The sequence below is a fragment of the Vibrio sp. 10N.239.312.C11 genome (assembly GCF_041466065.1).
In the GTDB taxonomy this organism is placed as follows: Bacteria; Pseudomonadota; Gammaproteobacteria; order Enterobacterales; family Vibrionaceae; genus Vibrio; species Vibrio tasmaniensis_A.
Genome location: NZ_JBFSRZ010000015.1, coordinates 64,065 through 90,125 on the forward strand (window position 1 = coordinate 64,065; position 26,061 = coordinate 90,125).

At 44.3% G+C, this 26,061-nt stretch carries 25 protein-coding genes, 1 pseudogene and 1 riboswitch; of the genes and pseudogenes, 18 read left to right on the forward strand and 8 right to left on the reverse strand.

What is annotated here, in order from left to right; genetic code table 11:
- Nucleotide 1: 1 nt before the first annotated feature.
- The 11 genes from AB6D07_RS09060 to AB6D07_RS09110 are packed head-to-tail and all read left to right on the forward strand — an operon-like array spanning nt 2 to nt 10,048.
- Entirely contained in the window at nt 2-1,321 is a 1,320-nt protein-coding gene (locus AB6D07_RS09060; RefSeq protein ID WP_009848145.1) for a type II and III secretion system protein family protein, read from the forward strand.
- Entirely contained in the window at nt 1,318-1,836 is a 519-nt protein-coding gene (locus tag AB6D07_RS09065) for a hypothetical protein (protein WP_009848146.1), read from the forward strand. The genes AB6D07_RS09060 and AB6D07_RS09065 overlap by 4 nt, the downstream gene beginning before the upstream one ends.
- A gap of 24 nt (nt 1,837-1,860) precedes the next feature.
- Nucleotides 1,861-3,084, forward strand: a complete 1,224-nt coding sequence (locus tag AB6D07_RS09070) for a P-loop NTPase (protein ID WP_009848147.1) — start codon at nt 1,861-1,863, stop codon at nt 3,082-3,084.
- A gap of 9 nt (nt 3,085-3,093) precedes the next feature.
- Nucleotides 3,094-4,377 (forward strand): CpaF family protein, encoded by a 1,284-nt coding sequence (locus AB6D07_RS09075; protein WP_372091955.1) that lies wholly within the window; start codon nt 3,094-3,096, stop codon nt 4,375-4,377.
- Between the two features lie 9 nt (nt 4,378-4,386).
- Nucleotides 4,387-5,307, forward strand: coding sequence for a type II secretion system F family protein (locus AB6D07_RS09080; protein ID WP_009848149.1), 921 nt, complete (start codon nt 4,387-4,389; stop codon nt 5,305-5,307).
- A complete protein-coding gene (locus AB6D07_RS09085; RefSeq protein WP_012602950.1) occupies nt 5,307-6,212 on the forward strand; it encodes a type II secretion system F family protein in 906 nt (301 codons plus the stop codon). Before AB6D07_RS09080 ends, AB6D07_RS09085 begins: the two co-directional genes overlap by 1 nt.
- A complete protein-coding gene (locus AB6D07_RS09090; protein WP_009848151.1) occupies nt 6,205-6,987 on the forward strand; it encodes a lipopolysaccharide assembly protein LapB in 783 nt (260 codons plus the stop codon). The genes AB6D07_RS09085 and AB6D07_RS09090 overlap by 8 nt, the downstream gene beginning before the upstream one ends.
- Entirely contained in the window at nt 6,977-7,462 is a 486-nt protein-coding gene (locus AB6D07_RS09095) for a TadE/TadG family type IV pilus assembly protein (protein ID WP_009848152.1), read from the forward strand. The genes AB6D07_RS09090 and AB6D07_RS09095 overlap by 11 nt, the downstream gene beginning before the upstream one ends.
- Entirely contained in the window at nt 7,437-8,051 is a 615-nt protein-coding gene (gene tadF, locus AB6D07_RS09100; RefSeq protein ID WP_372140713.1) for a tight adherence pilus pseudopilin TadF, read from the forward strand. Before AB6D07_RS09095 ends, tadF begins: the two co-directional genes overlap by 26 nt.
- Complete coding sequence (locus AB6D07_RS09105) at nt 8,032-9,339, forward strand: TadE/TadG family type IV pilus assembly protein (RefSeq protein WP_017096594.1); 1,308 nt, start codon at nt 8,032-8,034, stop codon at nt 9,337-9,339. The genes tadF and AB6D07_RS09105 overlap by 20 nt, the downstream gene beginning before the upstream one ends.
- Nucleotides 9,340-9,388: 49 nt before the next feature.
- A complete protein-coding gene (locus AB6D07_RS09110) occupies nt 9,389-10,048 on the forward strand; it encodes an OmpA family protein (protein ID WP_372091954.1) in 660 nt (219 codons plus the stop codon).
- Nucleotides 10,049-10,063: 15 nt separating this feature from the next.
- Here the strand turns inward: AB6D07_RS09110 and AB6D07_RS09115 are convergent, their stop codons facing one another.
- The 4 genes and pseudogenes from AB6D07_RS09115 to glyQ form a co-directional block, all read right to left on the reverse strand.
- Nucleotides 10,064-11,446, reverse strand: coding sequence for a sensor histidine kinase (locus AB6D07_RS09115; protein WP_017103123.1), 1,383 nt, complete (start codon nt 11,444-11,446; stop codon nt 10,064-10,066).
- 1 nt (nt 11,447) lies between these two features.
- Nucleotides 11,448-12,094 (reverse strand): annotated as a pseudogene (locus tag AB6D07_RS09120) (response regulator).
- 110 nt (nt 12,095-12,204) lie between these two features.
- Nucleotides 12,205-14,271: a glycine--tRNA ligase subunit beta gene (gene glyS, locus AB6D07_RS09125; protein WP_017103122.1), complete on the reverse strand. Its 2,067-nt coding sequence runs from the start codon at nt 14,269-14,271 to the stop codon at nt 12,205-12,207.
- 2 nt (nt 14,272-14,273) lie between these two features.
- Complete coding sequence (gene glyQ / locus AB6D07_RS09130) at nt 14,274-15,188, reverse strand: glycine--tRNA ligase subunit alpha (RefSeq protein WP_009848159.1); 915 nt, start codon at nt 15,186-15,188, stop codon at nt 14,274-14,276.
- A 210-nt stretch (nt 15,189-15,398) separates the two neighbouring features.
- Nucleotides 15,399-15,574, forward strand: a riboswitch (yybP-ykoY riboswitch).
- Nucleotides 15,575-15,608: 34 nt separating this feature from the next.
- Between glyQ and AB6D07_RS09135 the strand changes: the two genes are divergently transcribed.
- Together AB6D07_RS09135 and AB6D07_RS09140 are read left to right on the forward strand one after the other, a co-directional pair.
- Nucleotides 15,609-16,163 (forward strand): TMEM165/GDT1 family protein, encoded by a 555-nt coding sequence (locus AB6D07_RS09135; protein ID WP_009848160.1) that lies wholly within the window; start codon nt 15,609-15,611, stop codon nt 16,161-16,163.
- A gap of 151 nt (nt 16,164-16,314) precedes the next feature.
- Nucleotides 16,315-16,569 carry a hypothetical protein gene (locus tag AB6D07_RS09140; protein ID WP_004736676.1) on the forward strand — a complete coding sequence of 85 codons (255 nt, stop codon included), beginning with the start codon at nt 16,315-16,317 and terminating at the stop codon, nt 16,567-16,569.
- 83 nt (nt 16,570-16,652) lie between these two features.
- On the opposite strand, the gene tusA is transcribed toward AB6D07_RS09140, so the two are convergent.
- Complete coding sequence (tusA, locus tag AB6D07_RS09145) at nt 16,653-16,904, reverse strand: sulfurtransferase TusA (RefSeq protein WP_004736675.1); 252 nt, start codon at nt 16,902-16,904, stop codon at nt 16,653-16,655.
- A gap of 149 nt (nt 16,905-17,053) precedes the next feature.
- Here tusA and AB6D07_RS09150 point away from each other — a divergent pair, with 149 nt between their 5' ends.
- Together AB6D07_RS09150 and AB6D07_RS09155 are read left to right on the forward strand one after the other, a co-directional pair.
- Complete coding sequence (locus AB6D07_RS09150) at nt 17,054-17,239, forward strand: hypothetical protein (protein WP_004736674.1); 186 nt, start codon at nt 17,054-17,056, stop codon at nt 17,237-17,239.
- Nucleotides 17,240-17,395: 156 nt separating this feature from the next.
- Complete coding sequence (locus AB6D07_RS09155; protein WP_017103121.1) at nt 17,396-18,337, forward strand: LysR family transcriptional regulator; 942 nt, start codon at nt 17,396-17,398, stop codon at nt 18,335-18,337.
- A 103-nt stretch (nt 18,338-18,440) separates the two neighbouring features.
- Here AB6D07_RS09155 and AB6D07_RS09160 read toward each other — a convergent pair whose 3' ends face one another.
- The 3 genes from AB6D07_RS09160 to fadB all read right to left on the reverse strand — a co-directional run bounded on the left by AB6D07_RS09160 (nt 18,441) and on the right by fadB (nt 23,026).
- Nucleotides 18,441-19,421, reverse strand: coding sequence for an MDR family oxidoreductase (locus AB6D07_RS09160; RefSeq protein ID WP_017103120.1), 981 nt, complete (start codon nt 19,419-19,421; stop codon nt 18,441-18,443).
- 243 nt (nt 19,422-19,664) lie between these two features.
- Nucleotides 19,665-20,828, reverse strand: a complete 1,164-nt coding sequence (fadA, locus tag AB6D07_RS09165) for an acetyl-CoA C-acyltransferase FadA (protein WP_017055496.1) — start codon at nt 20,826-20,828, stop codon at nt 19,665-19,667.
- 26 nt (nt 20,829-20,854) lie between these two features.
- Entirely contained in the window at nt 20,855-23,026 is a 2,172-nt protein-coding gene (gene fadB, locus AB6D07_RS09170; RefSeq protein ID WP_009848167.1) for a fatty acid oxidation complex subunit alpha FadB, read from the reverse strand.
- A gap of 227 nt (nt 23,027-23,253) precedes the next feature.
- Between fadB and AB6D07_RS09175 the strand changes: the two genes are divergently transcribed.
- Genes AB6D07_RS09175 through hemG form a run of 3 tightly spaced genes read left to right on the forward strand, consistent with a single transcriptional unit; the run spans nt 23,254 to nt 25,906 of the window.
- A complete protein-coding gene (locus tag AB6D07_RS09175) occupies nt 23,254-23,877 on the forward strand; it encodes a YigZ family protein (RefSeq protein ID WP_017103119.1) in 624 nt (207 codons plus the stop codon).
- 34 nt (nt 23,878-23,911) lie between these two features.
- Complete coding sequence (locus tag AB6D07_RS09180; protein WP_009848169.1) at nt 23,912-25,369, forward strand: TrkH family potassium uptake protein; 1,458 nt, start codon at nt 23,912-23,914, stop codon at nt 25,367-25,369.
- A 9-nt stretch (nt 25,370-25,378) separates the two neighbouring features.
- Nucleotides 25,379-25,906 carry a menaquinone-dependent protoporphyrinogen IX dehydrogenase gene (gene hemG / locus AB6D07_RS09185; protein WP_017103118.1) on the forward strand — a complete coding sequence of 176 codons (528 nt, stop codon included), beginning with the start codon at nt 25,379-25,381 and terminating at the stop codon, nt 25,904-25,906.
- The last annotated feature ends 155 nt before the right edge of the window (nt 25,907-26,061 follow it).

The window sequence follows — 26,061 nt, forward strand, 5'->3', positions numbered from 1 at the left end:
CATGAAAACAACAATGTTGACTTTAGTATTGGTTCTTCTGCTTCCATTCGAGGTTTTGGCTCAAGGCTCGACTAATTTAGCTCAGGGAGAAGCTAAAACCTTTTCGATTCGAGGGGAAATCGCTTCTGTTTTTATCTCAGGGAAGAATATTGCAGATTACCAAGTGATTGATAGTAATAAGGTCGTGGTGTTTGGGAAGAATATAGGATCTGCCTCGTTTATCGCATTTGATGCGAAAGGACGTGAATTATTTAACCGCTTATTGTTGGTGAATAAAAGTTATCGCGAAATAGAGCAACAAATTGATGTGTTATTTCCCGATGCGGAAGTGTTTGTAGCAGGCATCGGTGAGAACGTTGTTCTGAGTGGTGTCGTCGCTAATGAACAGGAAAAGGATAACATTCACCAGTTGGTGGGTGAGCTTTTGGGGAAAACAGCGAACTCAACCTCTTTTCAAATGAGTGATGAAGAGAGTGACGACATTGATGTGGGTTTTATGACTCAACTTAATTACGCAGGCGTCGTGAATAATATCGAAATATCAGCGACTAAGCAGGTGAACGTTAAGTTGACCATTGCAGAGGTATCGCACTCTTTTATGCAAGACTTCGGCATCAAGATGGGCAGCAATGGTACGCCCGGCATATTTGTGGATCAACTTACTCATTTTAGTGCTAGCGATATTGTCTCTGTTATTTCAGCTTTAGGTACCGATAGCGTTGGTCAAGTTCTAGCAGAACCTAATTTGTCGGTGATTTCAGGTGAGAAAGCGAGTTTCTTAGTGGGTGGAGAACTGCCCGTTGTGACGGTTATAGATGGTGCAACCAACGTTGAATATAAGGAATTCGGTGTGCGACTGGAATTACTGGCTAAGGTGCTTCGAGATGACAAAATTAAGCTAGCACTGACACCAGAGGTTAGCTCCCTAGATGGTAGTTACAGCAGTGACAACTTTGATTTACCAGCATTAAGAACACGACGCGCCCAGACAACCGTGGAACTGGGGGATGGACAAAGCTTCGTTCTTGGTGGGTTGCTTAACAGTGAAGAGAAAGAGTCACTGACTCGAATTCCCTACATTGGTGATATACCTATTATCGGTGCTTTGTTTCGCCATACAGGAACCGAACGTAGTAAAACTGAGTTAGTCATTGTAGCGACCGTTAATTTAGTTCAACCAGTCAAAGCGGAGCAGATCCAATTACCGACGATGAAAAAGACTAGCACGCTCAAGCGCTTTTTTGGACTAGGCAGTGGCTATGAACAATCACAACAAAAGTGGGCTGATGAAGTTTTGTCTGCTGGAGGGTTTAGCCAATGAAATCAATGATGGTTACTTTGTTTACCGCCGTCATTATTACAGGGTGTGTTGACCGTATATCGGAGCCTCGCGGAACGGAAGTTGAAGTTTTTCCTGTGACTTATCAGCTTAAACTTCGCTCTGACCAACCCCAGTTGGTGACCAGAAAAGTGAGTGAGTTTATCTTGGGTTACCCTAAAAATGTAAAGGTGGCGCAATGGAAAATACGCACCAAAGGGAGCGGGAATCAGGCGCTTTATAAAGAGGTTGTGAGCCAGTTAATCCAAGCTGGTGTGATGTCGAGTCAGATTGAATACAGTCAAATAGGTTATAGCCCAAATGAGCATAACTCAAACGCATCAGATCCGTTACCACTAGAGAGTCGCTTTGACTTAAGTCTTTCAGTCACAACATATAAGACCAAACTAGAAATTTGCCACCAGGAACGGGTCGGCGAGTATGGGAATGGAAGCTTAGGGTGCAATGTGGACACGAGCCGTTGGCAGTCAATGGTCAACCCGCACAAAGCAATCTAATTACTAACTGTTAGAGAATTTCAGATGTTTGATTTAGTGAATAAACTAAACAGTGCGGAACCTAAAAAATCGGAGAAACAGAATCGTTGTGCGATGCTTTTCCAAACCGAGATATGCCGCGACTTCATCCAAAAATCGTTCAGATTTGAAGGGTTGAATGAGCCTAGCTCGTTCGCCAGCCAAGACACAAATGTGACTAGATTAGAGCAATACCCAGATGTTGAAGTGGTATTTGTTGAATTAAATCAAAGCCAAGATATTGTCGCTGATGCTCAGTTATTGACTCATACCTTACCTCCTCATGTGTCAGTGATCATTATTGGCAGTGAAGATACCATATCCATCATTCGAGCCTTAAGACAGTTGGGTTTCTATTACTTGTTTTGGCCAGCGGGTGAAGCGGAAACGATCGATTTTTATCACAACGTTTCCCGTAACCACGCAGCACAACAAGGCGTGAGTACAAATCGTAAAGCCAAGCAAATAGCAGTCATGGGCGTGAAAGGTGGGGTCGGTACTTCACTAGTCGCGTGTGAGATATCTCGCCGTTTGGCCAAGCATCAAAATGCGAGTACTTTGCTAGTCGACTATACCTACACTGGCAGCAATATTGACGTGATGTTAGGGCTTAAGAAGTTTACTAAGCGCAGTGTTCAAAAAGGCACCCTTACTACAGGAGTGGATAATGATATCGCGACAAGCTTGGTACAAAATATTGAAAAAAATTTGTCACTTCTTGCGGTGGAATCAGATGAGTTTGGCCGTGATGAGTTATTCCAATACACCCAGTCTTTAAAGAAGCAGATGATTTCAAGTCATGCTTTTGTCGTGGAAGACTATTCTCACACTGCGACAACCAATGAAGAGTTTAGACAAGCGGTGGGGAAACTAGATGCTTTAGTCTTGGTATTTGATGCAACAGTATCGTCATTAAGAGAGCTGAATCGAATTCGTTCTGAAATCGATGTGCATTATCCCAACCTTGTCGTACTGACGGTAATGAACCGCTCTCGACCACATAACGCAGCGTCAATTAGTGAGGCGGATGTAGTTAAGTATTTTGGTCGAGAGGCAGACGCGAATTTAGTGTTTGATTTCAAAGCTAATCAATACCTACTTCAAGGTGAGCTGCTTAGTGAATCACGTTCTGAAATGAAATACGGACTGCAAACGTTAGTTGCCTTATTGATGGGAGAGAAAGTTGCGGAAAAAACAGCATTTTCATTCTTCCAGTGGTTAAAACGGTAAGGGGACGATATGGAACATGCACAGCGCATTTATTTACAACTGCGTAAGCAGATATTTGATGCACTTGATGCCAGTGTTATTGAAAGCTTACCGCGTCTAGAGTTAGAAGCTCAGTTAGCTAGCGCAGTTGATATGCTAGTGAGTCGAGATCAGTTATCTATTTCATCACTGGCAAAATCAGAATATGTCACCAGCATGGTACATGAGTTAGTTGGCCTCGGGCCTTTGCAGGTGTTGATGGATGATGACTCGATCACCGACATCATGATCAATGGCCCACAACAGGTTTATATTGAGCGTCATGGCTTAGTCGAGAAAGCACCTGTTCGATTTATCGATGAGAAGCAGTTGCTTGATATTGCTAAGCGCATCGCTAGTCGTGTTGGGCGCAGGGTCGATGAGTCTTCTCCTACTTGTGATGCCCGGTTAGATGATGGTAGCCGTGTGAATATTGTCATTCCTCCTATCACATTGGAAGGGACGTCAATCTCGATTCGTAAGTTTCAAAAGCAAAGTATTGGTTTTGAAGAATTAGTTGAATTTGGGTCTCTTACTCCCGAGATGGCAGGTTTACTTCAATTAGCTGCACGTTGCCGACTCAATATTATTGTATCTGGTGGTACGGGATCGGGAAAAACAACGTTACTTAATGCTTTATCACAGCATATATCAGAGGGTGAACGAACCGTCACTATTGAAGATACCGCTGAGTTAAGGCTTCAGCAGTCACATGTTGTTCGAATGGAAACTCGTCATGAGAGCATTGAAGGGACGGGGGCTATTACCGCTCGAGATTTAGTGATTAATTCACTGCGAATGCGCCCAGACCGAATTATTGTGGGTGAATGCCGTGGTGGTGAAGCATTTGAAATGCTGCAAGCCATGAATACTGGGCACGATGGTTCAATGTCTACGTTGCACGCCAATACACCACGAGATGCTTTGGCTCGTGTCGAATCAATGGTGATGATGGCGACCAATAATTTGCCCTTAGAAGCGATCCGCCGCTCAATTGTAAGCGCGGTCGATTTAGTCGTTCAGGTCAGCCGATTGCATGATGGTTCTCGAAAGATCATGAATATCACTGAAGTGGTCGGTATTGAGGGAAGCAACGTGGTGTTAGAAGAGTTGTTCTCTTTCCAAACTTCACCTCACAGCCCTGATGGTCGCATTCGAGGTAGTTATGTGACATCTGGTGTTATGGCTCGTTCTGCGCTTTATGAAAAAGCCCGTTTCTTTGGTGTAGAGCAGAAGTTAACTCAAGTGATTGAGTCTATGACACTCAATCAATAGGAGTGAGACATGTATTGGTTGATTATTTTGGGTGGGGCAATACTCATGATTGTAGCTCTTAAGCCGAATAGAGCTCCTTCTGTTGATGAGTATTTATCACAGCAAGCGAAAGGTAATCTGAAAAGCGATCTGAGTTTTACGCAACAAGCGGTTAATTTTGCCAGTCTTTCTGATCGTAACTTCAAACAGAAACTTCGTGTGCGTTGGGATAACTTACAGCGCCAACTTGGAAAAATGGCATTAGGTAAGGTCGTCATTTTTTCTGTTGTAGCACTGCTTGCGATCGGCATTCTTAATCAAATGTCACTGCGCTTACCTTGGTTTGAAATTTTGCCTTTGACTCTCATTATCGCTTGGTTTTTTGGTTATCTCCATTTACAGAAACGAGAGAAAAAACGCTTTGAAGAAACCTTCCCTGATGCGTTGAACATGCTGGCAAGTTCCCTTAGTGCGGGTGAAAGCATAGGGCGAGGCATTGGGTATGTAGGGAAGAAACTTGAAGGTGAGGTAGGTAAAGAGTTTAAGCTGATGAGCGAGCGCCTCAATTTAGGAGAGCCGATTGATGATGTGTTTCGTAAATCTTGTCGTCGCTTTCCGTATCCGTCGTTTCATTTTTTTGTCATTACCTTGCGAGCTAACATGCAAAGAGGGGGGCAATTAAAAGAGGTGATGTCACGTCTGAATCGACAAATGTTCGAAGCGAGAGCTGTAGAAAGAAAAAAGTTTGCTCTTACTTCAGAGGCTCGTATCTCCGCAAAAATTGTAGGAGCAACACCATTCTTCTTTCTGTTTATTTTGCAGTTTCTTAGTCCTGAAAATTTTGAGTTCGTAATGCACCACCCAGAAGGGAGACCGATTCTTTACTACCTCATCACAAGTGAAAGTATCGGCATGCTGATCATCTGGGCGTTAATGAAAAAGGTGAAGTAATGGCTTCTTCAATAAACTTCTCGAACGTTGGGCTATTTTTCGCCTGGGCCGGCGTAGCATTTGGCTTGTTGCTCATATTTTATTGGTTAGTCGTGTGTACTCAGAAAAAACACCGTATCGCAGCCTTAGCGAAACATCATCGATTGGCCGATCAGTCAAAAGAGGCAGAAATAAAACTGAATCGTTGGTTGACGCCCATGTCGACTATTTTCGTCACCTCCGAAAGTGATATTGCAGTGCGCTTTGCTAATGCAGGCGTGAGTGACATCCGGTGGGCTCAATGGTTTATGCCACTGAAGTACAGTGCGTTGTTTATCGGGCAAGTGGTTGTTGCAGGCGTGTGTTGGTTTTTTGAGGTTTCGTCTGAATCATGGATCGCGATAGCTGCGGGGTGGGCTATGGTGGTTATTGTGATGCCTGACCTAGTCTTGAGCTCGATGGCTAAAAACCGTCAACGTCGAATCTCTCGACAAATGCCGTATCTGATTGACCTAATGGCGATTTGCGTCCAAACCGGCATGACAATCGAAGCATCAATGAAATACCTCTCCATTGAAATGAAAAGCTTTGATAAAGAGCTTTCTAGCTTGTTGGAGGTGACAAACCAACGGGCTCGTTTGGTCGGAATGGAAAATGCCTTAGAGGAGTTGTATCGCAAGGTTCCATCACCAGAAGTTCGTAGTTTTGTGATGACGCTGACGCAGAGCATTCAACATGGATCCTCGATTTATAACGTGTTAACGACGTTGGCAGGCGATATTCGAGAAGTGCAAATGCTAGAGCTGGAAGAAGAAATAGGGAAGTTAGCTGCCAAGATGTCGATTCCACTGATCGTGTTTATCTTGATCCCAATTGTATTCGTAATTGCCGCTCCGGGGGTAATGAGGATGATGCTTAATGTTTAAGAAAATAATCGCGCTAACGTTAGTTTTAATGTTGGCGGCATGCAGTTCAACTCAAGCGAGTTGGCAGAAAGATGAGTCAAAAGAGGCTATCTATCAAAAAACACATAATTACGTTCAGTTAACCCGTTTGTATAAAAATCAGCTGCAGCAATACGACGCTGATGAAGTGAGAGAAAAACTCTCGAATACATATTTAGCTATGGGCGATGCTGAGTCGGCTCTGTTTTACATTGCCCCTGTTACTCAAAAACCACAACCCAGTGTGAACAGTTTATTGATGCAAGCGAAAGCATACGGTGAATTAGGTCAGTACCCAGCAGCGATCAGTAGTGCTAAACAAGTATTAGTGGAAAATGCTACACATGCGGCAGCCGAGAATTTACTGGGAACGTTTTATGGTTACAGCTATCAGTTTGATCTATCTCGTCGGTATTTTGAACGCGCGCGCGAGCATTTTTATGACTCGGTATCAGTGAATAATAATTTGGCTGTGCTCGATATTACGCAAGAGCATTATCAAGCAGCTATGGAGCGTTTATTGCCATTGTATAAGCGCGGTCAGATGAACGAACAGATGATGGCAAACTTGACGTTGAGTATGGCTAAGTTGGGCCACTACCCGTTTGTCGAAAGTGTGTTGAGTGAAAGATACAGCAAGCACCAAATCCAAAAAATTTATCAGGCGTTGCGCCACCACACTCCTTATTCATTAGAGAGCCAAACGCTGGCAGTCAGTGGTCTTTCGTTATCGGAGGAGGCGGGTAATGCGATATAAGCAAAAGGGTGTCGCGAGCATAGAGTTTGCGGTGGGCTTTTTTGCTTTTTGGTTGATGTGTATGGCGTGGGTTGAGATGAGCTATATCTCGTACATTTCGGCGATCAACGACTTGGCGGTTTCAGAGGTGGCTCGCACAGCTAAAAAGGGCTCAGGAAATTATCTCGATACGGTAGATAAGGTTTTGCACCGAGAAGGCAGTATCTGGAATCAGGTTGTTAATGGCGACAATTTTCAAGTCACGATTCACTACTCTAAAAACCTGAGTGAGTTAGCTAGTATTACAGACCAATGCAGTATTTCTGGTAGTCAAAAATTTAAAGAGTGTGGTGATGCTGATAACGCAGCGCTTGCCATTTATCGAATTAACTACCGTTTTTCACCTATCTTTAGCTACTTCTTCACGACTCAGAATTTAATGAGCAGAGAGATGATTGTTGTGCAGGAATATGAAAGGTCAAAATTTGAAATTTAGAACCCTAAAGCATGGGAATTTGAAGAGTAAGCAGCAGGGGGTTTTTAGTATTGAGTTTGCCATGGTCGCTGTATTTTTCAGCTTATTGATTGCTTTCAGTGGTGACGTGATCATCAAGCTTTCATTGAAAGGAAAACTCGATCGACTCTCTTATTCACTGGTCAATGTACTTAAAGAGAGAACCCAACTTTATGATACTGATTATCAGCTTACAACTAAAGAAGTCGATGATATCGATATCATTGCTCAGCATTCCTTACTGCGTACCTTTGGTCATTTTGAACGGGAACACTATGGGTTGTTGGTGGAAGAGTTGAGCTTCAAACAAGTGGGTACACCCAACCCCGCGATCAGTGAAAAACGCGGTGTTGTTGCCTGCAGAATAAAGCAAACCATTGATTCATTAGAGTCCATGACGGTAGTGACTAACCGAGGTCGAGAAATGCCCCTGTACCGAGTGACGGTTTGTTATGAATCGGATAATTGGATTGGTGGTATTTTGGGGCGTGAGTTTACTCACGTGATGTCTGATTCTGTCGTGATCGGCAGGGAGAGCGAAGAGAAAGGTTATGAAACACGCTATGCGTAAGCAGTCTGGCCATGCAGCTATGCTGTTTGCCATTATGATCCCAGCTTTGTTTGGAGTGTTTATGCTTGGTTCTGATGGTGCCCGCGCATTACAAACCAAAGCTCGATTAGAGGAAGCTTCAGAAGCGGCTGTTCTAGCGGTATCAGCAAAAGATGAGCAAGACCACCAATTGGCGGAGCGCTATATTCAGCATTATCTATATGACATGGACTCGATCCTAGATATTGAAGTTAAGAAGCTAGGGTGTGATGAAATACCTGAATGTATTGCTGCTACGGAAAGAGGCGAAGCACGCTACTTTGAATATCGTGTTGCGGGTCAAACACTGCACAAGTCCTGGTTTCCTGGCAACGATGTGATTTCTGGCTTTGGTGATAGCTTCAATGTGACGGGATCATCGAAAGCACGACGCTATCAAAGCCAGCCGATAGACATTACTTTTATCGTCGATTTTTCAGAATCTATGAATGACTCGTGGAGTGGTGGTCGACATTCTAAGCTAAATGATCTGAAAGACATTATTGAAGATGTGGCTGATGAACTCGGCGCGTATAACGATCTATATCCAGAGCACCCTCATCGGGTTGCACTTACCGGTTTTAATCGCCGAACCATCAATAAAGATAAGAATGATAACTTAGTAGTTCGCGATCAGCGGGTAGTTTCAAGAGAAGGTGAATACGATAAAGACGATACGGTGAATTTTAACAAAACGATAGCTCAACAATTTATCGTTAAAGGAGAAGCCTCGCGTGTGCCTAATGGCGATGATGATGCACGGTTCTACGACCTCTATTTTACCACCGATTTTTCATCCTTCACTAAAAAGGTCAAGAAATTCAAAGCTGGGGGAGGCACTGCTTCACTGCAAGGCATTATTCGTGCAGGGCAAATTGTGACTTCAATGTCGAAGAACCAAAAGCAGCTGATCATTATTCTGTCTGATGGGGAAGATTGGAATCACTACGCAGGGCAAACCAATAAGCTTGTGTCGAAAGGTATGTGTAGCAACATTCTCAATATGGTCAACGGCGGCAAAGTTTCGGCAGATAATACGCATGATGACATAGAGGTAATTGGCGGGGTAAGCCAAGGAATGATGACACCTGATGGTGAAAGAATGAACGCGCGCATGGCTGTGATTGGTTTCGATTATGAACTTAATAAAAACGTGGGTCTGCGTAATTGCGTTGGCCGAGATAATGTTTATAAGGCTGAAAACAAGGAAGACATTCTCAATAAAATTTTGGGATTAATTACGGAAGAAGTGGGTCACTTGGCGCAATAGAGGTATGTGACATCCTTTTTATTAACTGAATATTATTAAGAGAGCAAAAATGAAAACGCTTATATCTATTATATCTATTATATCTATTATGTATTTATTTACTCTGTCGTTTTCTATACTGGCAGCCCCTTTAAAACCAGATACCAACGAACTACTTTATCATTACTGCCATATGGGCGACTCTGAACTTGAGAAGACGGTAACGATCGGTCAGGGGAAGAAAGTGATGTATCACCAAGGCCCGTTCATGCAAGTGAACGCAAGCACAGCTAATCAAGCGATTAAAAGTTTGATTCAAGATAAGTTAACTCAAGTATCAGAAAGTGCTGATTGCGCACAATACTTACTGAGTCGAACTAAATTTGTAGAAGGTAAGTTGGCTCGTGAGGTGTTGGCTCGCGTGACTTTTGATTTCGATGACGATGAACTGAATCAAAAGTCTCGTTATTTATTGTTAAAACTTATAGCTAAACTTGAACATCAAACTCCCGAATTTATCGTCACGGGGAATACCGACTCAAAAGGTAGTGATAGTTACAACTTAAGCTTAGGCTTGCAGCGCTCGAATGCTGTTGTTGGGTATTTGAAAGAGCAAGGCGTAAATATTGAAGACCTGACAGTGAGTTCACAAGGTGAGGCGAACCCAGTGCAGAGTAACGAGATTGAATCCGGTCGCCATAACAATCGCAGGGTTGATATTCGCTCTTAACCCTGCCTTACAAATTTAACTTGTTGGGAGTAGTATTTTTAAAACGACACCCACGGATGGGTTATCTGATTGCTCAAACCAGATTGTCCCTTTGTAGCTATGGAGTATCTCATCACATAGCGCCAAACCTAACCCCGTACCATGGGTCTTCTGATCGGCTCTTACGCCGCGTTGAAATAAGGTTTGGCTGATCGAGCTATCTATTACTGGCCCATCATTATAGATCTCAATCAGGATCTGCTGTTCGCTTTGAGTGGCTTTGAATTCGATAGAGGTTTGTGCGAACCGATAAGTATTTTCTAATAGGTTACCGAGCACTTCCATAAGATCATCTTTATTAAGAGGCACGGTCAGTTGCTCGTCAAACTGAGTGATGAATTGGATCTTTTTGTCGGCATGGATTTTCGTAAACATGCCTACTAGGCTGTCGAGGATTGGTTTTATCTGTGTCGATGAAGTCGTTATACCTTTAACGCCTAGCGAAGCCCTTTTGAGTTGTGCCTGAATTAAGCTATCCATTTCTAACAGTTGTTGGTTGATTTGGTCATTCTTTGTTTTGGATGAGTCTTCATCAAGCAATGCTTGAGAAACTGTCACGCGAGTCTTCAAACTATGGGCGAGATCATTGAGAGAACGCTTATAACGCTCCTGATTTTCTTTTTGTTGGTATAGCAATTCGTTCAATGCACTGGTGACGCTATGTAAATCTTCAGGGTATGACTGGGCTAATTGGTTTTGTTTACCCTGCTTTATGTCATTCAGTTCATTCTCTAGTCGAGTAAACGGCGCAAAACTAATACGATAAAAAACCAAAAGTAGAGCACTGATCAAAGCAAGCGCAACCACTAACACTCCAACCGCGGTGTATTTTAACTGATGTATGGGTTCTATTTTCTCTTCGACCCTTTGGGTAAAGATAACTCTGCCATCTTTCTTTTCCTGGAAACCTTTCCAGAGAATTGTGTGGACAATAAAAGCGGCGCCATTCGGTCTTTCAACCAAACGAATAGTATCTATGGGGAAATTTAGATCACGACAGAGCTCGCTAACTTGAGGTTGGCTGACGCCTATCTCTGATAGCAGCTTAGCTCGTCTTTCAATATTTACTGATGTCCATACTTGTTGATTGTTGTGATCACATAGAGTGACGCTAGTGTTGGGAGACTCTTTCGCATAGAACCTATCCCACTCCGTCAATGGCGGTATTTCCCCAGAAGACAGCAGTTCATTGATTACAGCAGGCAATTCTCGAAGGGTATTTTTCGAGTAGTACTCAAAAAGTTGGTGTTTTTGACTGTTGTAGTAGAACCAGGCGCTAGTGAGTACCATTGAAATCATAATGGAAGCAGCAACGGCGAACGTTCGACGCCTAAATTGGGTTTTGTACAGTCTTTTCATACTACTTAGCTTCTAGTTCAAAGCGATAACCTTGCCCGCGAATGGTGCTGATCAGCTTAGCTTGAGTGTATTGCGTTAACTTTTTACGTAAGCGTGAAACGATAACCTCAATATTGTTTAGCTGAACATTTTCACCCTGCGCATAAAGGGAATCTGCGATTTGTTGCTTAGATACGATTTGTAAGCAATGGCGAATTAAGTACTCGAATATTTGAAATTCTAAGGCTGTAAGTTCAATCAGAGCATCATCGTAACTGATACGTTTGGCTTGAGTGTCTAAGGTGAGCGATTGCGACGAACAAGCGCCTCAAGGCGAGCGTGTAGCTCTTCAAATTGGAAGGGCTTGGTAAGGTAATCATCAGCCCCGGAGTTAAGCCCTTCTACTTTATCTTGCCAGTTGCCACGTGCGGTTAAGATTAATATTGGGACTGCAATTTCTTTACGACGTATTTGCTTGATCAGCGTAATGCCATCAAAGTCAGGGAGGCCAAGGTCAATGATCATCACATCTGTATTGGACTGTTTTTGAATCGTTTGTAAACACGCAGAAGCTGTTCTATCTGCATGGACAGTATGTCCTTGCTCACTGAGCTGAGAAGATAGGTGGTGATTCAATATTTCATTATCTTCAACCAAAACAACCAGCATGTAATATCCCTATCTACAATAATATTCAACCAGATAGAGCTTACACTAGCTTTGGATAAAAAAAAGGGAGAAGCCAAAGCTTCCCCCTTAATATTTATTCCAAATTGGTTTTACTTCTGCAGTAAAGAAATATCAGCAATCTGTAGGAACAGGTTACGTAGGTTGTTCAGTAGCGTTAGACGGTTCTTCTTAAGCGCTTCATCATCAGCCATAACCATTACGTTATCGAAGAATGCATCAACGGGTTCACGTAGATCAGCAAGCTTGCTTAGGGCTTCTTGGTAGTTGCCTGTTGCGAATGCTGGTTCTAGTGCTTCTGTCATTACTTCAACGTTTTCAGCCAGAGCTTTCTCTGCGTCTTCTTGAAGAAGAGTTAGGTCGATTTCTGTTGGTAGTTCGCCATCGAATTTCGCAAGGATGTTACCTACACGTTTGTTCGCTGCTGCTAGAGCTTCTGCTGCTTCCAGTTCACGGAAGTGAGAAACCGCTTTAACACGTTGGTCAAAGTCAGCTGGCTTAGTTGGACGACGTGCTAGTACCGCTTGGATGATATCAACGCTGAAACCAGCATCTTGGTACCATGCGCGGAAACGACCTAGCATGAAGTCGATAACGTCAGCTTCAACATTGTCGTTAGTTAGCTTGTCGCCTAGTAGCTCTTTCGCTTTACCGATTAGATCGGTTAGGTCTAGGTTGTAGCCGTTTTCAACGATGATACGTAGCACACCTAGTGATGCACGACGTAGAGCGAATGGGTCAGAACCTTTTGGTGCTTGGCCAATACCGAAGATACCTACAATAGTGTCTAGCTTGTCTGCCATTGCTACTGCTGATGAAATACCAGTGCTTGGTAGTGTGTCACCCGCGAAACGAGGCATGTACTGCTCGTAAAGTGCTAGTGCTACTTGCTCGTCTTCACCATCGTGAGTCGCGTAGTGCATGCCCATCACACCTTGAGTATCCGTAAACTCGAATACCATAGATGTCATTAGGTCACACTTAGCCAGTAGGCCAGCACGCTTAGACTTTTCAACGTCAGCATCGATTTGCTCAGCAATGTAGCCAGCAAGCTCTGTGATGCGATCGGTTTTGTCTTTGATAGTGCCCAGTTGCTTCTGGAAGATAGCTTGGTCTAGTTCAGCAAGACGGTCGATCAGCGGGCGCTTACGGTCTGTGTTGAAGAAGAACTCAGCATCAGCAAGACGTGGACGTACAACCTTCTCGTTACCTTCGATTACGTGACGAGGCTCTTTAGACTCGATGTTCGAAACGAAGATGAAGTTTGGCAGAAGATTTTTATCAGCGTCATACACTGGGAAGTACTTCTGGTCGCCTTTCATGGTGTAAACCAAAGCTTCAGAAGGCACTTTTAGGAACTCTTGCTCAAACTTAGCAGTAAGCACCACTGGCCATTCAACCAAAGAGGTAACTTCTTCAACAAGGTCATCTTCTAGGTCTGCAATACCGCCAACCGCGTCTGCTGCTTTTTTAGCATCAGCAAGAATGATCGCTTTACGCGCATCGTAATCTGCCATTACTTTACCGCGCTCTTCTAAGATCGCAGGGTATTGGTCAGCAGAGTCGATTGTGAACTCTTGTTCGCCCATGAAACGGTGGCCACGGATAGTACGAGCAGAAGCTACGCCTAGGATTTTGCCTTCAACAAGCTCATCACCTAGTAGTACTGCCAGTGTTTTCACTGGACGGATAAATTGAATGTCTGAGTTACCCCAGCGCATTGCTTTAGGAATTGGTAGGCCAGCGAGAGCTTTCGCAGCGATGTCCATCACCAATTCTTGAACAGGTTTGCCAGCCACTTCTTGTTTGAAAAGAAGCCACTCGCCTTTGTCTGTTTTCAGGCGGTCAGCTTGCTCAACAGTAATACCGTTACCACGAGCCCAACCTTGTGCAGCTTTAGTCGCGTTGCCTTCCGCATCGAATGCGACAGAAATTGCAGGACCGCGCTTCTCAACGACTTTGTCTGCTTGGCCTTCAGCCAGTGCAGTCACTTTAAGTGCTAGACGACGAGGTGCTGCGTACCACTTGATGCCTTCGTGAGAAAGCTCAGCCGTTTTAAGACCCGCTTCAAAGTTAGAAGCAAAGGCTTCTGCTAGAGAACGAAGTGCTGTTGGTGGAAGCTCTTCCGTACCTAGTTCAATTAGAAAATTCTTCGCCATGATTATTTATCCTTCTTACACATTGGGAAGCCAAGCGCTTCACGTGACGCGTAGTACGCCTCTGCAACAGCTTTAGTCAGGTTGCGGATACGAAGGATGTAACGTTGACGCTCTGTTACAGAGATAGCTTTACGCGCATCAAGGATGTTGAATGCGTGACCTGCTTTCAGAATGCGCTCGTAAGCTGGAAGCGGCAGTGGCTTCTCAAGCTCAAGTAGCTCTTTACACTCTTTTTCGCACTGGTCGAAGAAAGTGAATAGGAAATCTACGTCTGCGTGCTCGAAGTTGTATGTTGATTGCTCAACTTCATTTTGGTGGAAGATATCACCGTAAGTCACGTTAGAACCGTCTGGTGCTACGTTCCATACAAGGTCGTAAACAGAGTCTACTTCTTGGATGTACATTGCTAGACGCTCGATACCGTAAGTGATCTCGCCCGTTACAGGCTTACACTCAAGACCGCCAACTTGTTGGAAGTAAGTGAATTGAGTCACTTCCATACCGTTTAGCCATACTTCCCAACCAAGACCCCATGCGCCTAAAGTTGGGTTTTCCCAGTTGTCTTCTACGAAGCGAATATCGTGAACAAGTGGGTCGACACCAAGAACTTCAAGCGAGCCTAAGTACAACTCCTGGATGTTATCTGGAGAAGGTTTTAGAGCTACTTGGAATTGATAGTAGTGCTGCAGGCGGTTCGGGTTTTCACCGTAACGACCATCAGTCGGACGACGAGAAGGTTGAACGTATGCCGTAGACATTGGCTCTGGGCCAAGTGCACGTAGACATGTCATTGGGTGAGAGGTGCCAGCACCTACTTCCATATCTAGTGGTTGAACAATGGTACAACCGTTTTGTGCCCAGTAATCCTGCAGCGCGAGGATCATTCCCTGGAAGGTTTTGATATCGTATTTTTGCATAGTCAGGTTCGCGCGATTCTTTTAAATGAATGATAAAAATAACCTCTGAGTATACCGAGATATTGGTAAAGCGAGTAGGGGTAATCTTGTTTAATTAGTGGTCTAAAATGTCGTTTAGTGGATTTTTTTGCCTTTAATGTTTGTTTTTCGGCACAAGTGGATATTTTGATAACTTTGACTCTTGTGTTTGAAAGCGTGGGTGATTAAAATCTCGCGGTCTTTGGGGAGTAGCTTACTTATTCATATCCTATTGAATGAGTTCGTTCGTCAACATAATTGATGCAAAATCATCATGGCGTTCGAGGCAACCACCACCTTGGTGGCGCTTAGCAAGACCTTAGACAAGCATCGTGAACCGGGATGGGGCGCGAGGTTTGTCTTTGGTTAAATATAATAATCCTCATCCCAAATGAGCATGTCGTGAGCGTTTTAGCAATTTCAATTACAACTGTCGCCTTAGCCGAGATCGGTGATAAGACTCAGTTGTTATCCCTTTTATTAGCCAGCCGATATCGAAAACCGCTACCTATTATTGCGGCTATTTTCTTTGCCACCATTGCCAACCATGCCCTTGCTGCGTGGCTAGGTGTTGTGGTCGCTGATTATTTATCTCCTGAGGTACTTAAGTGGGTGCTGGTGGTCAGTTTCATTGCGATGGCAGGCTGGATTCTGATTCCGGATAAATTAGATGACGATGAACAGATCTCGAACCGAGGGCCGTTTGTCGCCAGTTTTATCGCTTTCTTCATTGCTGAGATCGGTGATAAGACTCAGATTGCGACATCGATTCTAGGGGCTCAATATTCGGATGCATTAACGTGGGTCATTCTCGGTACTACCATTGGTATGTTGCTGGCGAATGTGCCTGTGGTGATCATTGGTAAGCTATCGGCAGATAAGATGCCACTTGACCTGATTCGCAAGATCACAGCCTTGTTGTTCGTGGGTTTGGCTATCGCAGCAGCGTTCTATTAAGCGGTAGTATTGAGTCCTATTATACTCAATCAGTAGAGTAATGTGTTGTAGGTCATACTCTTACAGTATTGTGGGGTTTATCGAGCGAATGGACATATAACTGTCATACTTGTCATGATATTTTAATCTTGTGAGTTAAGAACACGAGGGCATGATTATGTTGACGCGTTATATGGGTATTACTCCACAAAGCCAAAGTTATCTATTTACCTTTGGTCTTGCACTTACACTACTAGGCATGGTGTTGACGGACATGTGGCTACCAATGGTGGCTGGTTCGATGATCATGACCGGGCTTGCGGTAGAAGCTTGGATTCGGGTCGCGCATATTATTCCTATGCGAAAAGATATCCGAGAAATTCAGCATCAGCTTGAGCATCTGCAAAATAAATCTAGAAACGAATAAACAAAAAGCCGCTCGTACTCTGAGTTCTGTTGAAGAACATAAGGTACGAGCGGCTTTTTTGATACTTGATAGTCGGTGGGGCGTTACGCCTCCAATCCCTTTCTGATCAAATACTGGTAAGGCAACGTTTCTGTCGCTTGGCCTACCAACTGGTGATCCATGAATCGACAAAAGCTCGGAATATCACGAGTTGTCGAAGGATCGTCAGCTTTTACCAGTAACACATCGCCATCCTGCATGTTTCTAATTGTCTTCCTGACCATCATTACTGGCTCTGGGCAACGCAGGCCTTCAGCTTCTAAAGTGTGGGTTGCCAGTTCAGGTTTGAATGTCATGGTTTGTATCTCTATATCTATCTAACGAGTGAATAATACGTCTGCAGAAAAAATATGCAATAAGTGCTTGGCAAACGGAACCATTTCCTATAACTTAATTAACAAGTTGATAACAACTCAAATCAAAGGCAACTAGCTAAGGAGTGGCGATGTTGACAGGATTAGATAGATTAACAATTTATTCAGTTCTCTGTTTTATTTCTTTTTGTGCGTTAGTACTACGCTCATCGACAGAGACCTCTCTAATGCCAATTTTTGGCATAGTAGCAACGATTATTGGTATTTGGGTAGAGATGCGCCGTTGGCAAGGCATAGCCGAGGAGCAAGAGCACTAACCTGAATACAGCAAGCAAATTCCAATACGACAACATTCCGACACTATCCCCAGATTTTCTTGGGCTTCCCCGCGTAATTGCGGGATTTTTTTTATCTAAAGCATGCTATAAACAACTTAGTGACCAATGATAATTGTATACAGCTAGGTAAGTGGCGTGGAATTAGAAGACATCTATCGTAGAGACCTGAATTTACTGGTCGCCTTAAAGGTATTGATTGAAGAGGGCAGTGTTAGTCAAGCTGCGCTTCGTCTTAACCTAAGCCAGTCGGCAACCAGCCGAGTATTAGGCCGCTTAAGAGAACTACTCAATGATCCCCTGTTTACACGCCAAGGTCAGCACCTTATTCCCACTAAGAAAGCTCTCGAGATCAGCCAGCGCATTGATCAGCCTTTAGAATCATTCCGTCAGTTGCTTAGTCCGAGTGATTTCGATCCTTACTATTGCAGTGAGCGTTTTTTAATTGCGACCACTGACTACGCGATGCAAACTATCTTGCCTTATGCTCTGCCGAAGATTTATGAGCAAGCGCCGAACATCTCTTTGGAGTTTGCACCATTGCAGCATGAGCATTTGTTTAAACAGCTCAGCACCGAACGTGTCGATATGGCGATTTGTCGCCCGAGTGGCAGCATTGCACCACTTCATCAAGAGGTATTGGGGCCGGTCGGTGTGTCGTGCCTGTTATCTAAGAATCACCCATTAGCCGATAAGCCTTTAAGCCTTGAAGACTATGTATCACTCCCGCACGCGATGATTGCGATCAGTGATGGTGTTAAGGCTTTATTAGACAACGCGTTAGTCAATCAACAGCCTCGTAAAATGGTGTTGCGTGCTTATCACCTTGAAGCGGCATTGGCGATTGTCGATAGAATGCCGTTGGTGATTACTGTGCCTGCTGATTTGGCTTATTTGGTGGCGGAGCGTTATGACTTGGTTGTTAAGCCATTACCATTTGAATTTATGCCGTTTGATTACTCACTGATCTGGCACTCGCGTTGCGATTCTTCTGCCTCGCAACAATGGTTAAGAAGAGTAGTAAAAGAAGAATGTGGTGAGCTGATTCAGAAGCGTATTGCGGATGTAGGTTTGGGTTAACTGAGATCTCGCTTTAGTTTACTCGATCCAAATGACAAAAACGCAAAAGGGCTGATTACTATCAGCCCTTTGTTATTCTGGGTTACGGAAGTTTAATTTTCAATTACAGTTTAATAACTACGCGACCAGTGATTTGACCGTTAGTGATGTCTTCCGCAGCTTGAATTGCGCCATCTAAAGACACTTCTTTAGTCGCTTGGCCGTAGAAAGACTCAGGTAGTAATTCAGCCAGTTGTTCCCACGCTTTAATACGTTTTTCACGAGGGCACATTACTGAATCCACACCTTGTAGACGAACGTTACGTAGAATGAATGGCATTACCGTAGTTGGTAAGTCAAAGCCGCCGGCTAGGCCACACATTGCAACCGCGCCGTTGTAATCAATTTGCGCCAATACTTTAGCAAGTACCTTGCTACCTACTGTATCGATAGCACCAGCCCACAGTTGTTTCTCAAGTGGTTTCGCTGGTTCTTCTAATTCAGCACGCTCTACAATGCGTGTTGCACCTAGTGATTTTAGAAGCTCGCCATTTTCTGAAGCTCGGCCAGTAACCGCTGCTACTTTGTAACCTAGTTGGTTTAGTAGCGTAATAGACACGCTGCCTACGCCGCCACTAGCACCCGTTACTAGGATTTCACCGTCTTCTGGTTTGATGCCTGCATCTACGATAGCTTGCACACAAAGCATAGCGGTGAAGCCAGCTGTACCAATCGCCATGACTTTCTTGGCGTCAAGACCTGCAGGCATTGGTACTAACCAGTCACCATTTAGGCTCGCTTTCTCAGCCATACCGCCCCAGTGGCCTTCACCAACACCCCAACCCGTTAGAACAACTTCGTCGCCTGCTTTGTAGCGCGGGTCATCAGATTGTGAAACCACGCCAGAAAGGTCAATGCCAGGAACCATAGGGAAGTTGCGAACAATGCGCCCTTTACCTGTTATCGCCAAACCATCTTTGTAGTTCAAAGAAGAGTAGCTCACATCAACTTTCACGTTACCTTCTGGTAATTGAGACTCATCAATTTGAGAAACTGATGCGATAGTTTTTTTGTCTTCTTGGTTTAGTACAAGTGCTTTAAACATGATCTGCTCCGTAGGAGGAATATTAGGAAACTGAAGTAACTTTAGTTGAATCATCCGAGAAAAAATAATGAAACATCAACATTGAATCTATGCGTTTTGTGCATAGATATCAGTGTTGGTTTTTCTCTCGCTGAGTTCGCTGAACGCAATCGATGCATTGTTGGATGCCAAGTAATAAAAAGTGCAGCTATATAAATATAGCTGCACAAAAGATTACCCTACAAGTATTACAACCAGTGATCGCTATGGGCGTTCAAATACCGTTGCAATACCTTGGCCTAAACCAATACACATGGTCGCCAAGCCGTATTTCACGTCTTGCGCTTCCATCAGGTTGATTAGCGTCGTCGAGATACGAGAACCAGAACAGCCTAGTGGGTGACCAAGAGCAATCGCACCGCCGTTAAGGTTAACTTTCTCGTCAACTACATCCAATAGACCGAGATCTTTAGCACATGGAAGAGATTGAGCAGCAAACGCTTCGTTTAGCTCGATCACACCCATATCTTCGATGGTTAGGCCTGCACGTTTCAGTGCTTTTTGAGTTGCTGGTACCGGGCCGTAACCCATGATTGAAGGATCGCAGCCAGCGATAGCCATCGACTTCACGCGAGCGCGAATCTTCAGGCCAAGCGCGTTGGCTTTATCTTCACTCATGATCAGCATTGCAGAGGCACCATCAGACAGTGCTGATGAAGTACCGGCTGTTACCGTTCCGTTTGCTGGATCGAATACAGGACGCAGCTGAGATAGACCTTCAACTGTTGTTTCTGGGCGAATAACTTCATCGTAATCCAGAGTGAACAGTGAACCGTCTGCTGCGTGAGCTTCGGTTGGTAGGATTTCGTTCTTGAAACGACCTTCTACTGTTGCAGCTTGTGCTCGAGCATGTGAGCGTGCTGCGAAGGCGTCTTGGTCTTCACGGCTAATACCGTGCATTTTGCCTAGCATCTCAGCGGTTAGGCCCATCATACCTGCCGCTTTTGCTACGTGTTTAGACATGCCAGGGTGAAAATCAACACCATGGTTCATTGGTACGTGACCCATATGTTCGACACCACCGATCAGGCAGATTTCAGCATCACCAACCATGATAGAGCGGGTTGCATCATGCAGAGCTTGCATAGATGAGCCACATAAACGGTTCACCGTTACCGCACCAATCTCAATCGGTAGACCAGCAAGTAAAGCAGCGTTACGTGCAACGTTGAAGCCTTGCTCTAGCGTTTGTTGTACACAACCCCAGTAAATGTCTTCAATTTCGACAGGGTTTACTTCTGGGTTGCGCTCTAAAATGCCTTTCATCAAATGTGCCGACAGATCTTCAGCACGAGTGTGACGGAAAGCTCCACCTTTGGAACGTCCCATTGGGGTACGAAGGCAATCAACAACAACTACATTATTCATTTTGCTATTCCTTTTCCAAATGTGGGTTACAGAGAACTTGCTTGTTGGCCGTCGTAAAAGCTTTCGCCTTTAGCTGCCATATCAAGCAATAGTTGAGGAACTTGGTACATTGCACCTAAGTCTTGGTAGCTCTTCGCCATTTCAACGAAGTTACCAATACCCACACTGTCTAAGTAGCGGAATACGCCGCCTCTGAATGGAGGGAAGCCTAAACCGTAAACCAGTGCCATATCCGCTTCTTGCGGTGTCGCGATGATGCCTTCTTCTAAACAAAGCACCACTTCGTTGATCATAGGAATCATCACACGTTGGATAATTGTCTGGTCATCAAAGTCTTGTGGTTGTTGGCATACGTCAGCCAGGATAGGAAGAATGTCTTCAGAGAATGTCTTCTTAGGACGACCGCGTTTGTCTACGCTGTACGTGTAGAAACCGCTGCCGTTCTTCTGGCCGTATTTTTCAGCGACGTAAAGTGCGTCAATTGCATCACGACCTTCTTTACCCATACGCTCTGGGAAACCTTGCGCCATTACTGCTTGTGCATGATGTGCTGTGTCTAAACCTACAACGTCTAGCAAGTAAGCAGGGCCCATTGGCCAACCGAACTTACGCTCCATGACTTTATCGATCTTAGTGAAGTCAGCACCGTCACGTAGCAACATGCTGAAACCGCCAAAGTAAGGGAAAAGTACACGGTTAACGAAGAAGCCTGGGCAATCATTAACAACGATAGGGGATTTACCCATCTTCGCTGCGTAAGCAACCACGCGATTAATGGTTTCTTCTGAAGTATGCTCGCCACGGATGATCTCAACCAAAGGCATGCGGTGTACTGGGTTAAAGAAGTGCATACCACAGAAGTTTTCTGGGCGTTTTAGAGATTTTGCTAGCAGGTTGATCGGAATCGTTGAGGTGTTTGATGTAAGAACTGTGTCTTCACCCACCAGACCTTCCACTTCACTCAGTACTGCTGCTTTTACTTTAGGGTTTTCTACAACGGCTTCCACAATCACATCTGACTGTTCAACACCTGCGTAATGTAAGCTTGGGGTAATAGAAGACAGAATGCCTGCCATCTTGAATCCATCTAGGCGACCGCGTGATAAGCGTTTATTCAACAGCTTAGATGCTTCGTTCATACCAAGATCTAGAGACGCCTGTGCGATGTCTTTCATCATCACTGGCACGCCCTTTAACGCTGACTGGTAAGCAATACCGCCACCCATGATGCCAGCACCAAGTACCGCTGCTCGTTCAGTCGCTTTGTTTGCAGACTTACCAGCTTGTTTCGCTAGGCCTTTGATGTATTGGTCATTAAGGAATAAGCCGACCAATGCTTTCGCTTCTTCAGATTTCGCTAGCTTAACGAAGTGTTTACGCTCGATGTCTAGTGCTGCATCGCGATCGCTACGTGCTGCTTCTTCGATAGCGATAACCGAGGTGATAGGTGCTGGGTAATGAGGCCCTGCTTTTTGAGCAACTAAGCCTTTCGCCATGGTAAAGCTCATCATCGCTTCTAGTTTGCTTAATGAAAGCGCTGATGTTTTTTGTTTACGACGTAGTTGCCAATCGAGTTTTTCATTGGCTGCTAGAGAAACAGTGTTAATCGCTGATTCTAATAGTTGGTCTGTTTCAACAATCGCATCTAACAAGCCAACTTTAAGTGCTTCATCTGCACGGCATGCTTTGCCTTGCGTGATAATTTCCATTGCACTGTCAGCACCGATAACACGTGGCAGACGCACACAACCACCAAAGCCAGGCATGATGCCAAGTTTGGTTTCTGGTAGGCCTATGCTGGTGGTCTTGTCACCGATACGGAAATCGGTAGCGAGTACACATTCACAGCCGCCGCCAAGGGCATGGCCACGCATCATTGAAAGAGTTGGGACAGGAAGGTCTTCGAGCTTGCTGAAAATTGAATTAGCGAATCTTAACCATTCATCAAGTTCTGCTTCTGGCTTAGCAAATAGGCCAAGAAATTCAGTGATGTCTGCGCCTACGATGAACGCGTCTTTGTTTGAAGTTAAGATTAAACCACGTAATCCAGCGTGAGCATTAAGAGCATCTAACGCTTTATCTAGTGATTCTAAAGTAGCAAGGTCGAGTTTGTTTACAGAGGCCGGAGCACAGAAGCTAAGTTCTGCAATACCATCTTGTAATTCCTTTACCTGTAAGGTGTTAGCTTGGTAAATCATTGTCTATCTCCATGACATACAATCCACGATTGTTTGAGAGAATCTTGTTATCTTTCTATTATTGTAGAATACCTGGTAAGACCAGTTATTCTAGTCTGTACCTCTGCTTGGTGAATTTCAATACATTTTTTAAACAATTGTTTAACATTGTGCGATAGCACAGATCCTCTAACCCTTATTATTCACGCGTGATACACTTCGCCGCTCTTATTAATTAAGTTAACGATATGAATGAACTGCCCTATTTAATACCGTCAGCGTCGGCTCTGTTTGAAGAAGAGATCAAGAAGAGCGTCTTCATTACTCATCTTGCTCATACTCCAAGTGTAGAAGCTGCTAAACAGTTCGTAGAACAGGTAAAAAAAGAGCATTCATCAGCGCGACATAATTGTTGGGGCTTTGCTGCAGGGCGACCTGAAGACTCAATGCAATGGGGCTTTAGTGACGATGGAGAGCCATCTGGTACTGCGGGTAAGCCTATCTTGGCGCAACTGTCTGGTTCTGGTGTTGGTGAACTGACAGCTGTTGTTACTCGTTATTCTGGCGGAATCAAGCTTGGAACGGGTGGCCTAGTAAAGGCTTACGGTGGTGGAGTGCAACAAGCTCTCAAGCTGCTTCAAACTATCGAGAAAAAAATAACCACAAAATTACGGCTAGAGTTAGACTATGGCTTTGTGCCAATTGCGCAATCCATTATGGCTCAGCATCAGGCTGTTGAAGTCCAAGCGGATTATGGTGTGCAAGTTGAGCTTATTATTGAAATAGAGCTCCTTCAGGTAGATTCGTTTACCCAAACCATGATCAATAAAAGCGGTGCTAAGGCACTGGTAACGAAAGTCAAAGACAACTAGGAAGTGTGAAGCATTTCGCTTCGTTCAATAGCTCATGCAATTTCGCTCAATTATTCGAATCGTCGGATTATTATTAGCACTTTTTAGTGTATCAATGCTCGCACCTGCGCTCGTCGCACTGATCTATCGAGATGGTGCGGGTGTGCCATTTGTGACGACTTTCTTTGTTCTATTATTTTTTGGAGCAACTTGCTGGTTTCCAAACCGACGCTATAAACATGAATTGAAGGCGCGAGATGGCTTTCTCATTGTGGTGTTGTTCTGGACGGTAATCGGCAGTGCTGGTGCGCTGCCGTTTTTGATCGCGGATAATCCGAGCGTTTCCGTTACTGATGCCTTTTTCGAATCGTTTTCTGCATTAACAACGACAGGTGCAACCGTAATTGTTGGCCTCGATGACTTACCTAAAGCAATTCTATTTTACCGCCAATTCCTACAATGGTTTGGTGGTATGGGTATCATCGTATTGGCGGTAGCCATCCTTCCTGTTCTGGGTATCGGTGGTATGCAGCTATATCGTGCTGAAATCCCGGGTCCAGTAAAAGATAGCAAGATGACTCCGCGTATTGCAGAAACGGCAAAAGCGCTTTGGTACATCTATCTGAGTCTAACGATTGCTTGTGCGGTGGCGTTTTGGCTTGCTGGCATGAGTTTCTTTGATGCAATCAGCCATAGTTTCTCAACCATTGCTATTGGTGGCTTCTCGACTCACGATGCGAGTATGGGTTATTTCAATAGCCCTGCTATCAATATGATTACGGTCGTGTTCCTTCTTATATCTGCGTGTAACTATTCTCTGCACTTTGCAGCATTTGCTTCAGGTGGTGTGCATCCTAAGTATTACTGGAAAGATCCTGAGTTCCGCGCTTTTATCTTTATTCAAGTCGTCCTGTTCTTAGTTTGTTTCTTGTTACTACTGAATCATCACTCTTACGATTCGTATTATGATGCTTTCGATCAGGCGTTGTTCCAGACAGTATCAATTTCAACAACCGCAGGCTTCACCACCACCGGTTTTTCTGAATGGCCGTTATTCTTACCTGTACTGCTTCTGTTCTCTTCTTTTATAGGTGGGTGTGCAGGTTCAACGGGTGGCGGTATGAAAGTCATTCGAATATTACTGCTTACTTTACAGGGTGCTCGTGAAATGAAGCGTCTTGTCCACCCGCGTGCTGTCTATACCATCAAGGTTGGTGGTTCGGCTCTACCACAACGTGTCGTTGATGCGGTTTGGGGCTTCTTCTCTGCATACGCATTGGTTTTTGTGGTTTGTATGTTGGCTCTTATTGCTACGGGGATGGATGAGCTGAGTGCTTTCTCTGCTGTAGCGGCAACATTGAATAACCTTGGTCCAGGCTTAGGTGAAGTGGCAATGCACTTCGGCGATGTGAATGACAAGGCTAAATGGGTGTTGATCGTATCCATGCTGTTTGGCCGTTTAGAGATATTCACCTTATTAATTTTATTGACCCCTACGTTTTGGCGTAGCTAAGGACATATTGTGGCAAAAGCTCTATTTTTGTATTCAAGCCGTGAAGGGCAGACCAAGAAAATCTTGAACTATATAAAAGAAGAAATGAATGAGTTCGAATGTGAGCTTCAAGATCTGCACACCATTGGTAATGTCGACTTTGCTCAATACGACCGAGTTTTGATTGGCGCATCTATTCGCTATGGGCACCTCAATAAGAAGCTATATCAGTTCATTGATGCCAACCTTGCTCAGCTGCGATCAAATAAGGTTGCTTTCTTTTGCGTTAACTTAACGGCTCGTAAAGAAGACCAAGGCAAAGATACTCCTGAAGGTAGCGCCTATATTAAGAAGTTCCTTCTTAAGTCCCCGTGGCAACCCACTTTGATCGGTGTGTTTGCTGGAGCCCTCTATTATCCTCGTTATAACTGGTTCGATAAAACCATGATTCGCTTCATTATGAATATGACAGGTGGAGAAACGGATACAACCAAGGAAGTTGAGTACACGAACTGGAAAAAAGTCTCTTTATTCTCTAAGAAACTGCAAGAGATGTAAGAGAAAAGCCTACTTTTGAGGCGTTTTGTGCTCTTTTTAATCGAACGAATAAAAAAATGAGAAAAACTTCAAAAAGGGCTTGCCAGTGTGATCGAAATCTCTATAATGCCACCTCGCTGACACGGGATGGCTTCGAAGCTTAGGTTTCAAAAGCG